Source organism: Rhodococcus sp. W8901, assembly GCF_013348805.1.
Classification (GTDB): domain Bacteria; phylum Actinomycetota; class Actinomycetes; order Mycobacteriales; family Mycobacteriaceae; genus Prescottella.
Genome location: NZ_CP054690.1, coordinates 3407519 through 3421982, shown reverse-complemented (window position 1 = coordinate 3421982; position 14464 = coordinate 3407519). Strand labels below are relative to the sequence as shown.

12 protein-coding genes are annotated in these 14464 nt (G+C 67.5%); 7 read left to right on the top strand and 5 right to left on the bottom strand.

From position 1 onward, the window contains the following. Window positions 1-14 precede the first annotated feature (14 nt). The gene (gene dnaE / locus HUN07_RS15995) at window positions 15-3551 is read left to right on the top strand and encodes a DNA polymerase III subunit alpha (protein WP_174910959.1); all 3537 of its coding nucleotides are present in this window, start codon (window positions 15-17) and stop codon (window positions 3549-3551) included. Window positions 3552-3608: 57 nt separating this feature from the next. On the opposite strand, the gene HUN07_RS15990 is transcribed toward dnaE, so the two are convergent. Next, window positions 3609-3878: a hypothetical protein gene (locus tag HUN07_RS15990; protein WP_174910957.1), complete on the bottom strand. Its 270-nt coding sequence runs from the start codon at window positions 3876-3878 to the stop codon at window positions 3609-3611. Window positions 3879-4157: 279 nt separating this feature from the next. After that, window positions 4158-5054: a DUF5995 family protein gene (locus tag HUN07_RS15985; RefSeq protein ID WP_174910954.1), complete on the bottom strand. Its 897-nt coding sequence runs from the start codon at window positions 5052-5054 to the stop codon at window positions 4158-4160. A 355-nt stretch (window positions 5055-5409) separates the two neighbouring features. Here HUN07_RS15985 and HUN07_RS15980 point away from each other — a divergent pair, with 355 nt between their 5' ends. Then, entirely contained in the window at window positions 5410-6402 is a 993-nt protein-coding gene (locus tag HUN07_RS15980) for an IS481 family transposase (RefSeq protein ID WP_174908645.1), read from the top strand. Here the strand turns inward: HUN07_RS15980 and HUN07_RS15975 are convergent. Further along, window positions 6399-7073: a response regulator gene (locus HUN07_RS15975; protein ID WP_258557654.1), complete on the bottom strand. Its 675-nt coding sequence runs from the start codon at window positions 7071-7073 to the stop codon at window positions 6399-6401. The two genes, HUN07_RS15980 and HUN07_RS15975, sit on opposite strands and share 4 nt — an antisense overlap. Next, on the bottom strand, window positions 7058-8389 hold the full coding sequence (locus HUN07_RS15970; protein ID WP_174910951.1) for a sensor histidine kinase: 1332 nt from the start codon (window positions 8387-8389) through the stop codon (window positions 7058-7060). The genes HUN07_RS15975 and HUN07_RS15970 overlap by 16 nt, the downstream gene beginning before the upstream one ends. Before the next feature lie 161 nt (window positions 8390-8550). Between HUN07_RS15970 and HUN07_RS15965 the strand changes: the two genes are divergently transcribed. From HUN07_RS15965 to HUN07_RS15955, 3 genes are read left to right on the top strand one after another with little or no spacing between them, the layout of a single operon-like run. Beyond that, window positions 8551-9438, top strand: coding sequence for an ABC transporter ATP-binding protein (locus HUN07_RS15965; protein ID WP_174910948.1), 888 nt, complete (start codon window positions 8551-8553; stop codon window positions 9436-9438). Then, window positions 9435-10997 carry a hypothetical protein gene (locus HUN07_RS15960; protein ID WP_174910945.1) on the top strand — a complete coding sequence of 521 codons (1563 nt, stop codon included), beginning with the start codon at window positions 9435-9437 and terminating at the stop codon, window positions 10995-10997. Before HUN07_RS15965 ends, HUN07_RS15960 begins: the two co-directional genes overlap by 4 nt. Further along, complete coding sequence (locus tag HUN07_RS15955) at window positions 10984-11655, top strand: hypothetical protein (RefSeq protein ID WP_174910942.1); 672 nt, start codon at window positions 10984-10986, stop codon at window positions 11653-11655. The genes HUN07_RS15960 and HUN07_RS15955 overlap by 14 nt, the downstream gene beginning before the upstream one ends. A gap of 67 nt (window positions 11656-11722) precedes the next feature. Here the strand turns inward: HUN07_RS15955 and HUN07_RS15950 are convergent, their stop codons facing one another. Beyond that, window positions 11723-11956, bottom strand: a complete 234-nt coding sequence (locus HUN07_RS15950; RefSeq protein WP_114719448.1) for a hypothetical protein — start codon at window positions 11954-11956, stop codon at window positions 11723-11725. Between the two features lie 161 nt (window positions 11957-12117). Between HUN07_RS15950 and HUN07_RS15945 the strand changes: the two genes are divergently transcribed. Next, window positions 12118-12555, top strand: coding sequence for a nitroreductase family deazaflavin-dependent oxidoreductase (locus tag HUN07_RS15945; RefSeq protein WP_174910940.1), 438 nt, complete (start codon window positions 12118-12120; stop codon window positions 12553-12555). 99 nt (window positions 12556-12654) lie between these two features. After that, on the top strand, window positions 12655-14430 hold the full coding sequence (locus tag HUN07_RS15940; RefSeq protein ID WP_174910937.1) for a pyruvate dehydrogenase: 1776 nt from the start codon (window positions 12655-12657) through the stop codon (window positions 14428-14430). The last annotated feature ends 34 nt before the right edge of the window (window positions 14431-14464 follow it).

The following is a 14464-nucleotide window of genomic DNA, read 5'->3' as shown; positions in this document are numbered from 1 at the left end:
ACAGAGAGGCGCGCGTGGCTGACTCGTTCGTTCACCTGCACAATCACACCGAGTACTCGATGCTCGACGGTGCGGCAAAGGTCGGCCCGCTGTTCAAGGAGGCGGAGCGCCTCGGGATGACCGCGGTCGGTATGACCGACCACGGCAACATGTACGGCGCCAGCGAGTTCTACAACGTCGCCAAGAAGCACGGCATCAAGCCGATCATCGGCATCGAGGCGTACATCGCGCCGGAGTCGCGGTTCAACACCAAGCGCGTGCTGTGGGGCGATCGCAGCCAGAAGTCCGACGACGTTTCGGGTTCGGGCGCCTACACGCACATGACGATGGTCGCCGAGAACGCGACCGGGCTGCGGAACCTGTTCAAGCTGTCGTCCCTCGCGTCGATCGAGGGTCAGCTCGGCAAGTGGCCGCGCATGGACGAGGAACTCATCGCCACGCACGCCGAGGGCATCATCGCCACGACCGGCTGCCCGTCGGGTGAGATCCAGACCCGCCTGCGCCTCGGCCACGACCGGGAGGCGCTCGAGGCCGCCGCGAAGTGGCAGGAGATCTGGGGCAAGGACAACTTCTTCCTCGAACTCATGGACCACGGCCTGTCGATCGAGCGCCGCGTCCGTGAGGGCCTGCTCGATATCGGCAAGCAGTTGGGCATCCGCCCGCTCGCCACCAACGACTGCCACTACGTGACCAAGGACGCGGCCGAGAACCACGAGGCTCTGCTGTGCATCCAGACCGGCAAGACGCTATCGGACCCGACGCGCTTCAAGTTCGACGGTGACGGGTACTACCTCAAGTCGGCCGAGGAGATGCGCGCGATCTGGGACTCCGAGGTCCCGGAGGCGTGTGACAGCTCGCTGCTCATCGCCGAGCGGGTGCAGTCGTACGACGACGTGTGGGCCCACCACGACCGGATGCCGATCTTCCCGGTCCCGGACGGGCACACCCAGCAGACGTTCCTGCGTCACGAGGTGCTGCGCGGACTCGACCGTCGCTTCCCCGGCGGTCCGCCGCAGGAGTACCTCGAGCGCGCCGACTACGAGATCGGCGTCATCAACGAGATGGGCTTCCCGGCCTACTTCCTCGTCGTCGGCGACCTGATCAACCATGCGCGCGAGGTCGGCATCCGCGTCGGCCCCGGTCGAGGCTCGGCGGCCGGTTCGCTCGTCGCGTACGCGATGGGCATCACCAACATCGACCCCATTCCGCACGGCCTGCTGTTCGAGCGGTTCCTCAACCCCGAGCGCGTGTCGATGCCCGATATCGATATCGACTTCGACGACCGTCGCCGCGGCGAGATGGTGCGTTACGCCACCGAGAAGTGGGGCAGCGACAAGGTCGCCCAGGTCATCACGTTCGGCACCATCAAGACCAAGGCCGCCATCAAGGACTCCGCGCGAGTCCAGTTCGGGCAGCCCGGTTTCGCGATCGCCGATCAGATCACCAAGGCGCTGCCGCCGCCGATCATGGCGAAGGACATCTCGGTCGCGGGCATCACCGATCCCGAGCACGAGCGCTACAAGGAGGCCGTCGAGGTCCGCGCGCTCATCGACTCCAACCCGGACGTCGCGAAGATCTACCAGACCGCGAAGGGCCTCGAGGGCCTGATCCGCAACGCCGGCGTGCACGCCTGCGCGGTCATCATGTCCTCCGAGCCGCTCACCGACGCGATCCCGGTGTGGAAGCGCGCGCAGGACGGCGCGATCATCACCGGCTGGGACTACCCGTCGTGCGAGGCCATCGGCCTGCTGAAGATGGACTTCCTCGGTCTGCGCAACCTCACCGTCATCGGTGACGCGATCGAGAACATCAAGGCCAACCGCGGCATCGACATCGATCTCGACACGCTGCCCATCGAGGACCCGGCCACGTACGAGTTGCTCGCGCGTGGTGACACCCTCGGTGTCTTCCAGCTCGACGGCAGTGCGATGCGGGATCTGCTGCGGCGCATGCAGCCCACCGGCTTCGAGGACATCGTCGCGGTGCTGGCGCTGTATCGCCCGGGTCCGATGGGCATGAACGCGCACAACGACTACGCCGACCGCAAGAACGGGCGGCAGGAAGTCAAGCCGATCCACCCGGAGCTCGAGGAGCCGCTCAAGGAGATCCTCAAGGACACCTTCGGCCTGATCGTCTACCAGGAGCAGATCATGCAGATCGCTCAGAAGGTGGCCGGCTACTCGCTGGGACAGGCAGACATTCTCCGTCGAGCCATGGGTAAGAAGAAGCTCTCGGTGCTGGAGGAGGCCTACGCCGGCTTCCGCGAGGGGATGCTCAAGAACGAGTTCTCCGAGCCTGCGATCAAGGCGCTGTGGGACACGATCCTCCCGTTCGCCGGCTACGCGTTCAACAAGTCGCACGCCGCCGGCTACGGCCTGGTGTCGTTCTGGACGGCGTACCTCAAGGCGAACTATCCGGCCGAGTACATGGCCGGTCTGCTCACGTCCGTCGGCGACGACAAGGACAAGGCGGCGGTGTACCTGTCGGATTGCCGGAAGATGGGCATCACGGTGCTACCGCCGGACGTCAACGAGTCCGAGGTCAACTTCGCTTCGGTCGGTGAGGACATCCGGTTCGGCCTCGGTGCGGTCCGCAACGTCGGCGCGAATGTCGTGGCGTCGATCATCAAGGCGCGCACCGAGAAGTCGAAGTTCACCGACTTCTCCGACTACCTCGGGAAGATCGACGCGCTGGCCTGTTCCAAGAAGGTCACCGAATCACTCATCAAGGCAGGCGGATTCGACTCGCTCGAGCATCCGCGCAAGGGTCTGATGCTGGTGCACGCCGACGCGATCGACGCGGTGATGGGCACCAAGAAGGCCGAGGCGATGGGGCAGTTCGACCTGTTCGGTGGCGACGACGCGGACGAGTCGGTGACGTCGGTCTTCAACGTGAAGATTCCCGACGAGGAGTGGGACACCAAGCACCGGCTCGCGCTCGAGCGCGAGATGCTTGGCCTGTACGTCTCCGGGCATCCGCTCAACGGCATCGAACACGTCCTCGCCTCGCAGTCGGACACGGCGATCCCGACCATCCTCGAGGGCGACATCAAGGACGGCGCCCAGGTCACCGTCGGCGGCATCCTCGCGTCGGTCAACCGGCGGATCAACAAGAACGGACTGACGTGGGCGTCCGCGCAGCTCGAGGACCTCTCCGGTGGTATCGAGGTGTTGTTCTTCCCGCAGGCGTACTCGGTGTACGGGATGGATGTGGTCGAGGACTCGGTGGTGCTCGTCAAGGCGCGCGTGTCGATCCGGGACGACCGCGTCTCGCTGATCGCGAACGACCTTGCGGTGCCGGACCTTTCGGCTATCGGTGTCGCGAAGCCGGTCGCGGTGAGCCTGCCGGTGCGGCAGTGCACCAAGGAGAAGCTCGGTGCCCTCAAGCAGGTGCTGACGCGTCACCCCGGTACGTCCGACGTCCATGTGCGGTTGATCGGCAGTCGCGGCACGTCGCTGTGGATGGTGGACGAGGTCCTTCGGGTGGAGCCGTCGTCGGCGCTGATGGGCGATCTCAAGGCGTTGCTCGGGCCGAGTTGCCTCGCCGGCTGAGCCGTGACGCGAACCGTCCGGGTCGGCAAGACCCGGACGGTGGGGTGTGGCGCAGTGTCACCGGTGGTGTTCGTGCCACATCCAGTTCCGCTGGTCCTGATGGTTCTGCTCCCAGCGCCGGCAACCGCCGTGATGGTGGTGATGCTGGTGGTGCACCTGCGTCACTGCAACCGCGCTCGGGCTGGTTGCGGGCGTCGCGGGATCGGCGAGTGCCGGTGCTGCGACCAGCCCCAGGGGGACGGCCGCCAACGACAGCGTGACGAGGACTCTCGCGAGTACCCGGCGTGCGCTGCCCGCCGTGTCCGGGGTTTGCTTCCTGTGTTCCATGGCGATCCTTTCCGCACGGCCGCCGGACGGGTTTGCGTCTCGGGTGCACCGTCGGTGCGGTTCGGCTCGGGTCGGTGTGGCGGGGTCGGATCGCGTCGTCCCGGTGGGCGGTCGACGGTGTCGTGGCCGGCGCGGCACGTCCACTGGCGTCCTCGAGGGCGGCTCTCGGGCGCACCGCTGCTGTTGCTGCAAGCCCCATGATATTGCCGGTTTTGTCCGGTTGGTCGAAACTCCTAGGAGACTCACAGGAAGCCACGCGCGCCGAAGTCGGCTGGTTCGTCAGAGTCCGCCGATGTCGGACAGGGTCTGCAGGGCGCCGTCGGTGGCGCGCCACAGCCCGTCGATCTCCTGGTCGGCGGGCTGCGCGGTCCGGGGGTCCTGCAGCGCGAATCCGTTGGCGAGGGTGATCGTGTTGTATCCGCTGTCGGCGGCGCGCAGCAGCAGCTTCGACGGCTCGCTGTTCCCGGCCAGGCGGTCGAGTCCCTCACCGACGAAGTAGAACCGCCACAGCGGCCCGAGGTCGGCGCCGTAGAGATCCTTCGAGAGCGTGACGATGGAACCGCCCCTGACGGCAATCGAATCGACGATCTCGTAGTAGTCGGGAACGTTGTCGGTGGTGGTTCCGCTGGTCGCGACCGCGTGCGCGAGGTCGACGGTGAGATGGGCGTTGTAGCCGGCCATCGCGACCCGCGCCGGGCTCAGTGAGCACTGCCGGGTCATCGCGAAGTAGTTCGCCCACGCGGGGTCGGTGGCGGTGCCGGAGAACTCGGCGTGCACATTGCGGAGATAGCGGGCCAGCAGGTCGTAGCTGATCGCGGGGGACCATCGTCGGTCGGGGAGTGCGGCGGGGTCGCGCTGCAGGGGCAGGACGGCCTCGTGCTCCACGGCGTTCAGTCCGAGGGAGAACAGCCCGCGCCGATCCCTGTGCGCAACAAGGATGTCGGTGATCTCGCGGTGCCGCTCCACGGCGGCCTCGAAGCGGTCCAGCCCGGATCCCGGCATAGTTGAGGTGTCGGCGAGTTCCAGGACTCGATCGACCTCGTTTGCGCTCAGGGGTGATCCGCACGCCGTCGATACGGATCGCGGCGCGTCTGCCTGCGCCGGCCCGGGTGCGACCACTGTCAGTAGGGCGCCGAGCACGACGATGAGGGGTGCGGGAGAGCGGCGGGTTCGCATCGATTCTCCGTTCGTCGGCTCAGTCGTCGGCGGTGCGATAGATGTCCTCGGCCACCTGACAGACCCCGTATCGCGCCATCGTCGAACCTCGCCAGACGGGGTTGGCGGCGTGTCGTGCGCGTCGCCTCGGCGAGAATGCGTAGGTCAGCGTATCCCGGAATGGTCCGCCACAAATGCGCCCGGGAGTTTCGGTGGTACGGAGGATGTCCCGAGGGCCCTGTGTCGACTAGTTGTACTGCCCAGGCAGGTTGGTTGAACGATTGCGACGACACGCTGTAGCCGGTCGTTGAACGAAGAAGGTCTCCTGTCGTGAAGTGGAGTTGCTTAGACACCCACTCACCGACAGGAGACCTTCGTGGTCCACGCTAACGCACCACTGACCCCACGCGGGCGACTGCTGCTCGCCCGCCGCATCGTCGACGAGGGCTGGCCCATCAGCACGGCCGCGGAACACTTCAACGTGTCCTGGCCGACCGCCAAGAGATGGGCGGGCCGCTATCAGGAGATGGGCGAGGCCGGCATGGTCGACCGATCCAGCCGGCCGCACCGGAGCCCGAATCGCACTCCGGAACCGACCAAACGCAAGATCGTCGATCTGCGGTGGCGACGCCGACTGTCCCCGCAAGCGATCGCGTCGCGGCTGGACATGCCGGCCTCGACCGTGCACGCCGTCCTGGTCCGCTGCCGACTCAATCGCCTGTCCCACATCGACATCCGCACCGGCGAAGTGATCCGCCGCTACGAACACCCGTATCCGGGTTCGATGATCCACGTCGACGTCAAGAAACTCGGCAACATCCCCAACGGTGGTGGCTGGCGCTACGTCGGGCGTCCACAGGGCTGGCAGAACCGCAAGACCACTCCCGGCACGAAACGCAGCCGCCATCGCGATGTCCTCCTCGGGCACGCATTCGTGCACACCGTGATCGACGACCATTCCCGCGTCGCTTACGCCGAGATCCACGACGACGAGACCGCCGCCACCGCGGTCGGAGTGCTACGACGGGCAGTGTCGTGGTTCGCCGCCCGCGGCGTCACGGTCGAACGGGTCCTGTCGGACAACGGCGGCTGCTACCGCTCGCACCTGTGGAAGCAGGCCTGCACCGAGCTCGCGGTCATCCACAAACGCACCCGCCCGTACCGGCCTCAAACCAACGGCAAGATCGAACGCTTCCACCGCACCATGGCCGCCGAATGGGCCTTCGCCCGCCACTACCAGTCAGAACAGGCCAGACGGGCAGCACTGCCGGGATGGTTGCACACCTACAATCACCACCGGCAGCACTCCGCCATCGGCAGGAACGTTCCCTTCAGCAGGTTGATCAACGTCCATGGGCAGTACAACTAGTCCACCTCGTCGCGTCTCAAGTACGCGAGCACCGCGAGGACCCGGCGGTTCGCATCGTCGGTCGGCGGCAGAACCAGCTTGGCGAAGATGTTCCCGACGTGTTTGCCGACCGCCGATTCGGTGATGAACAACAGCTTCGCGATGGCCATGTTGGAGTGGCCCTCGGCGATCAAGGCGAGTACCTCGCGCTCGCGCGGTGACAGTGCGGACAGCGGGTCACGGTGGCGGCGGAAGAGTTGGCGTACGACCGTGGGATCGATGACTGTGGCGCCGCTCGCAATCTGCCGCAGCGTGGCGGCGAAGTCTTCGACGTCGACGACACGGTCCTTCAAGAGGTAACCGACCCGACCGCCCTCCCCGCCGAGGAGGTCGTCCGCGTAACTCAGTTCCACGTACTGGCTCAGCACGACGACGGCGAGATCCGGGTACCGGCGCCGCAACCCCACGGCGGCACGCAACCCTTCGTCGGTGAACCCCGGCGGCATCCGCACATCGGTGACAACCATGTCCGGGGCATGCTCGGCCACAGCCGATTCCAGTGCGTCGGCGTCCGACACCGCTGCCACGACAAGGAATCCGAACCGCTCGAGCATCAGGGCAAGGCTCTCTCGCAGCAGCGCGCCGTCCTCGGCGAGCACCACCCGGATGTCGGTTGTCAATTCTGGCTGCACGGAAGCTCCACACGGACGATGGTGGGCCCGCCGGGCGGGCTGGACAACAGCATTCTGCCGTCGATCACGGCGACCCGGTCGGCCAGGCCGGTCAGGCCACTGCCCCGGCCCGGATCGGCACCACCGTGGCCGTCGTCGACGACCTCGACGGTCAACGCGTCGCCCTGAATGCGGGCGGTCACCGCGACCTCGGTGGCATCGGCGTGCTTGGTGACGTTGTTGAGCGCTTCGACCACCACGAAGTACGCGGCGATCTCGGCATGCGATGGTGGTCGGCGCGGGATGTCGGCGGTGACGGTCACCGGAATCGCCACGTCCTCGGTCAGCTCGCGCAACGCAGCGGGCAGGCCACGGTCGGTCAGCACTCGCGGATGGATTCCACGGATGAGCTGCCGCAGTTCGGTCATGAGCTGCTTGGCCTGCTCGTGCGCGTGCGCCACACTCGCCGAGGCCGGAGATCCTGTCGGCAGATCGAGCCGGGCCATGCCGAGCTGCAGCGTGAGGTTGAGCAGTAGAGACTGGGCGCCGTCGTGCAGGTCCCGTTCGATTCGTCGCCGCTCGGCTTCGAACGCGTCCACCAACCGTGCGCGGGATCGAGCGACATCGACGAGTTGAGCGCGCAGATTGTCCGGGTCGTCGGCCAGCAGCAGCGCCCGGGCGATCACGGCATGGAGACCCGCCAGGATCGCGAACACGTACGGGATCGTCGGCAGCAGAGCCAGACCCGCGATCGCGTAGGGGACAGCCTGCGGGGCCGACGTGAGCTGGCTGAGTCCCAGCGCGACCGGCTGCCCCTCGCTCACCAGCAGAGGGCTGGCCAGCATGATGAGAATCAGCAACACGAACACCGCCGCCAGGACGTATGCCGCGGGCGCCACGACGATCAACAGACTCGCGTAGGCGAGTGCCTTCCAGGTGGCCGCCTCGGTGTATCGCGTTCGCAGCCGCGGCCACAATCCTGCTGCGGGTGGGTGGCGATGTGCGGTGATCGCCCGGCCGGGGATCACCAGCCTGATCCGTTGTCGTTCCAGTGCCGCCAGGGGTACCGCGAGCAGCGGTCCGAGTCCCACGACCAGAATCGCGCCGAGGACGACCAGGAACAGAACCGTGCCGAGTGGCTGTGGGTACGAGCCGTCTCCGGCCCAGACCATCAGCACGATCCAGGGCGCGACGAGCCCGGAGAACGGCAACGCTGCCGCCAGTACCACCGGCGGCGTCGTCAACAGATAGGCCAGTGCGCGCCACGGCCAACCCGTGAGCAGGAACCGCCGCCGCGTGATCGCGGCGAGAGGTGTGAGCGGTTCGTCGGAGGGCACCCCGCAGAGCCTATCGGGCTGGTTGCCTGGTGCGAATGGTCCGGAGCGCACCTCGTGGGTGGTGCTGGCACCACCCCGTTTTCGCCGCGTGGACCCAGTGCCCGCATCACCTGTCGAATGGTCCGCTTGCTGCCAGTGATTTCGCAGAGGAACGAGGACCCATGAAACTGGAGCTGAGCAATGTCACCAAGACGTATCGCGGCAAACCGGCCGTCTCCGACGTCACGATGCGGATCGGACCCGGCGTGCTCGGTCTTCTCGGACCTAACGGAGCCGGAAAGTCCTCGCTGATGCGGATTCTCGCCACGATCACCCGCCCGACCGCCGGTTCGGTCACCTGGAACGGCGCCGACATCGCGGTCCGACCCGCGAGCCTTCGGCGGGTACTCGGCTATCTGCCACAGGATTTCGGGGTCTACCCGCACCTCAGTGCCAGGGAGTTCCTGCGGTACCTCGCCGCGGTCAAGGGGCTGAGTGCGCGATCGGCCCGGTCGCGGGTGGACGAGTTGCTCGAACTCGTCAACCTTGCCGATACGGGCTCGCGGCCGGTGGGCAAGTTCTCCGGAGGCATGCGCCAACGGCTCGGGATCGCGCAGGCACTCTTGGGCGATCCCGAGGTCCTCGTCGTCGACGAACCCACGGTGGGGCTGGACCCCGAGGAGCGCATGCGGTTCCGCAACCTGCTCGGTGATCTGGCGTCCGACCGAATCGTCATCCTGTCCACCCACATCGTGTCGGACATCGAGGCGATCGCCGACGACATCGCGGTTCTCGCGGGCGGGCACCTGCGGTGGCGCGGCGCTCCGGCGGATCTGCTCCGCTCCGCGACCGGGACGGTGTGGGAGTTGGTGGTGCCGGCCGATGCGGTCGCGGACATCCGTCGGCGGGGCATGGTCACCAGGACTGTCCGCACGGCTGGCGGCGTACGGGTCCGCGCGGTCGCCACCGCCCCGCCGACTGCCGATGCGTGTCCGGTCGAACCCGATCTCGAGGACGCCTACATGTTCGCCGTGGGTCCGGCGACCACGCAGTTCGAGGTGACCCGATGACGACTGCAGTCGCCGCAGTCTCGCTCGCAGATTTCCGGGACCGCTCGCGACGTCCCGCGTTCCTGGTCACCGTGCTCGGAGCTCTCGCCCTCGGCTACGTCGCGATCCCGCCCGCGTCGGCCACCTACGCGATGGTCAAGGTCGGATCGTTCCGGGGCATATATGACAGCGGCTATGTCGGGGTCATGCTCGCGATGATCGGCAGCCTGTGGCTCCCGCTGTTCGGGTTCTACGTCGTTCGGGACAGCATCGGCCGCGACGTCTCCACCGGCGTCGGTGAAACACTCGCCGCGAGCCCACTGCGCACTCCGATGTACCTGCTGGGCAAGTACTTCAGCAACCTGCTGGTGCTGGCCGCGATGGCTGTGGCACTCGCGCTGATCGCACCTGTGATGCAGCTGCTCCGCGGCGAATCCTCGACCCTCGACCTGACGGCGCTGTGGCTGCCGATCGTGCTCTTCTGTCTCCCGGTCCTCACCGTCGCGGCGGCGGCCGCCATCGTCTTCGAGACGATCCCGCCGCTGCGAGGCGGTCTGGGAAACATCGTGTGGTTCTTCGCGTATCCCGCGATGTTCCTTGCCGGCCTTCCCCTGATCTACGCCGAGACGACCGCAGGGTTCCAAGCCGACCTGGCCGCCCAGTACCCCGGAGCGAACGACGAGATCTCCATCGGTCTCACAGCGGAACCCGGTGCGCTCGGGCAGTTCGCGTGGTCCGGTATGGATATCGCGTTGTCTCTCGTCGTCGCGGGGGTGGGACTGGCGGTGGCCTCGACGGTCGTCGCGGCACTGCCGGCCCTGTGGTTCAGTCGGTTCGACCCGTCACGCCGCGGCCGCCTTTCCCGGCGCATCGGTGCCAGGAGCTCGTCGGCGACCACTTCTGTCGAATCGCCTGTCGCGCGCGCGTCGACCGCCTTCGCCGGGACCGCACGAACGTTGTCTCCGGTCGCCCGCGGAAACCCGTTCTGGGGGCTTCTCGTCGGCGAGGTGCGCATCCACCTCGGAGGCGTGTCGCGGTGGTGGTGGCTCGCGCTTGCGATCGTGACGGGTGCGGCACTGGTGGTCCCGGCCGACGGCGTCGACACCGCGCTGCTCTTCGCGTGGCTGCTGCCGGTGCTGATCTGGTCGCGTCTGGGCACGCACGCCCTCGAACAGGGCGTCGATCCTCTCGTGGAGTGTGGCGTGTCGTTCCGCACGCGACTCGTCGCCCAGTGGGGTGCCGGCGTGCTCATCGCGGTCCTGGCCGGTGCCGGACCGCTGCTGCGGATGCTGGCGGCAGCGGATGTGAGCGGCATTGCCGCGTGGGTCACCGGCGCGGCCCTGATTCCCGCGCTCGCACTCCTGATCGGCTCGATCGTCCGCAGTCCTCGCGTGTTCCAGGCCGTCTACCTGGTGCTCTGGTACGCGGTCCTCAACGGCGTGGCCGCCGTCGACGTCATGGGTGCACTCCGCGACGACGGTCGGCTCGCCGGTCCTTCGCCCGTCTTCTCTCTCGCCGTCGGCGTCGTGCTGATCGCCGCCGCGTTGCTCGTTCAGGAGGTTCGTCATGTCCGTCGCTGAATCCGTCACACCTCGTACCCGGGGTCTCCGATGGTGTCGGCGCGGCAGCGGTGTCGCGGCGATGACACTTGCCGCCGTCACGCTCACCGCCTGCACCAGCGGAACGACGAGCCAGGAGTCGCGCAGCGACACCTACGCCGGCGACATCGCCACCGTCGTACTGCAGTTCGATGATTCGGGCGCGAAGCAGATCGGCTTCACCACCGCCGCTCTCAACGCTCACATCGTCGGCGCCGACCGCCACGACATCCAGGTTCGCCGGACCTTCGAGTACACCGACGGCGACAAGCCGGAGGAGACCATCGAACAGGAGTGGGGCGGCCTGACGATCACCACGCGATGTCCCGATCGCTTCGCGGTCGGGCACCCCACATGCATCGCCCACTACGAGATCGAGGTGCCCTACGGCAGTGTCGTCCGGGCCGACACCCGCTCCGGGGACCTGACGGTCACCGACACGCGCGCCGAGGTCGACTTACGGTCGCATTCCGGCGACGTCGGCATGGTCGTCGCCCCCGGCGACGGCACCCGCTACGCGGTGGAGGCCGTCTCCGCCGACGGTCACACCACGGTGGATGTTCTGCTGGACCCCGCCGGGGTCCCGGTGCGACTGACGACCGAGGACGGCGCTGCAACTGCCACGACGGCACAGTCATGACATTCCGCAAGCCGGCCGTTGCTCGCAGAGAATTACAGGTCCGCTCGGGCCCTGACCGGGGATCCGGTCAGTCGCGCCGGTGCGCGAGCATGGCGCGCCGGGTCCACCAGACGACGACCGCCACGGCGGCGGCGGTGAGGACCGCGGTCTGCAGGACCTGTGCGATCGCCAGGACGAGGAGGAACACGCCGAGCGCGGCGACCAGAGCCTCGATCTTGTAGAGCGGCCAGGCGGTGCCGGCGATGTCGACGGTGAGACTCGACCGGTGACGTGTGTGGCGTGACGGCGCTGCGGTCGTCATCGCGATCACCTCGTCTCCTGGTTTCGGTCCGTTCCTCCGGTGAGTTCAGAGTACGCATACTTCGAAGTTCGGTCCAGCGAACAATTGGAGGAGGCGGACGAAACTCCCAGCGTCCGGGCATTCGGGTGGTCAAGATCATGTGCGCGGTGTTCACTGGATACATGCCTCTCACCGGTGAATACGAACCCAGCCCCAGCTCGTGGGCCGCGGACCAGGTCGATCTGTACGAGCGCTCCGGCGGCACCGAGGGAACGACGATGGAGGGCAAGCCCGTCGTCGTCCTGACCACCAAGGGCGCCAAGTCCGGCAAGCTGCGCAAGACGCCGCTCATGCGCGTCGAGCACGACGGGCAGTACGCGGTGGTCGCGTCGCTCGGCGGCGCCCCGCAGCACCCGGTCTGGTACCACAACGTGGTCGCCGACCCGCACGTCGAGTTGCAGGACGGTCCGGTCAAGCAGGACATGATCGCGCGCGAGGTCACCGGCGACGAGAAGGCCGAGTGGTGGAAGCGTGCGGTCGAGGCGTGGCCGCCCTATGCCGACTACCAGACCAAGACCGAGCGTCAGATTCCGGTCTTCGTGTTGTCCCCGCAGGACTAGCTCGCCGGGACAGTCGTCGTCTCTGCGCCGAACGGGGCGGACCCGGGTAGCCTGCGAGAAGCAAGCTCTCGATTCCGGACCGTTCGGGCGGAGGCGGATATGGCGGCGAAAACTGTTGCGGATCAACTCGTTTCCCAATTGGTGGATGCGGGCGTGCAGCGTATCTACGGCATCGTCGGAGACAGTCTCAATCCGGTCGTGGACGCGGTGCGGCGCACGGGCGGATCGGCATCCGGTGGCATCGACTGGGTCCACGTCCGGCACGAGGAAGTCGCGGCCTTCGCGGCCGCGGCCGAGGCACAGATCACCGGCAGGCTCGCGGTGTGCGCGGGCTCGTGCGGCCCCGGGAACCTGCATCTGATCAACGGCCTGTACGACGCGAACCGCTCGGGCGCGCCGGTGCTTGCGATCGCGTCCCACATTCCGAGCGCGCAGATCGGGACCGGATACTTCCAGGAAACGCATCCCGACCGGCTGTTCGTCGAGTGCTCCCGGTACAACGAGATGATCAGCGTCCCCGTGCAGGCGCCGCGGATCGTGCAGAGCGCGATGCAGCACGCGATCGCGCAGTCCGGGGTCGCCGTGATCACGCTGCCGGGCGATGTCGCCGATCAGCCGGCGGAGGGCTCGGCGCCCCCGCTCGTGCGGACCGGCACCCCGTCGGTGGTGCCGGCGGAGGACGACGTCCGGGCGCTCGCCGACGCGATCAACACCGCGTCGGCGGTGGCGATCTTCGCCGGTGCCGGTGTCCGCGGCGCCCGCGACGAACTGCTCGCCCTCGCGGACGCGATCGGTGCCCCGGTCGGACATTCCCTGCGGGGCAAGGAGTGGATCCAGTACGACAACCCGTTCGACGTCGGCATGACCGGTCTGCTCGGCTACGGCGCGGCGCACGACGGCATCCACGGCGCGGATCTGCTGCTGCTGGTCGGGACCGACTTCCCGTACGACCAGTTCCTGCCCGACGACGTGCGCACCGCGCAGATCGACATCGCGGCGGAGAAACTCGGCCGGCGCACGGGCGTCGACCTCGCGGTGCACGGCGACACGCGGTCGGTGCTGCGGGCGCTCGCGCCGCTCGTCGACCGCAAGTCCGATCGCGGCTTCCTCGACCGGACCCTCGACCGGCACGAGAAGCTCATGACGAAGGTCGTCGGGGCCTACACCGAGGCGGCCAAGCAGCGGGTCCCGATCCATCCCGAGTTCGCGGCGTCGATCCTCGACGACCTCGCCGCCGACAACGCGATCTTCACCGCGGACACCGGCATGTGCAATGTGTGGACCGCCCGCTACCTCAATCCCAACGGCCGACGCCGGTTCCTGTCGTCGGCCCTGCACGGTTCGATGGCGAACGCGCTGCCGCACGCGATCGGCGCGCAGTTCGCGCGGCCGGACCGTCAGGTGGTGGCGATGTCGGGTGACGGCGGGCTGTCGATGCTGCTGGGCGATCTCGTCACCGTCGCGATGTACAAGCTGCCGGTCAAGATCGTCGTGTTCGACAACTCGACGCTCGGCATGGTCAAGCTCGAGATGTTGGTCGACGGCCTGCCCGATTTCGGTGTCGATGTCCCGTCCGTCGACTATGCGGCTGTTGCTGCGGCGCTGGGGATCTACTCCCGAAGGATCGAGAATCCGGCCGATCTGGAGTCGGGATTGCGGTCGGCGCTCGACCACGACGGTCCGGCGCTGGTCGACATCGTCACCGATCCGAACGCGCTGTCGTTGCCCCCCACCATCACCGGCGAGCAGGTGCGTGGCTTCGCGCTGGCGATGTCGCGGATGGTGATGAACGGCGGTGTGGGAGAAGCTGTTCAGATGGCGAAGTCCAATCTGCGGAATGTGCCGCGGCCGTCGCAGTTCTCGCGGAAGGATTGACGCCCGTCCGTCGATGCCGGGGCGGTTGCGCGCG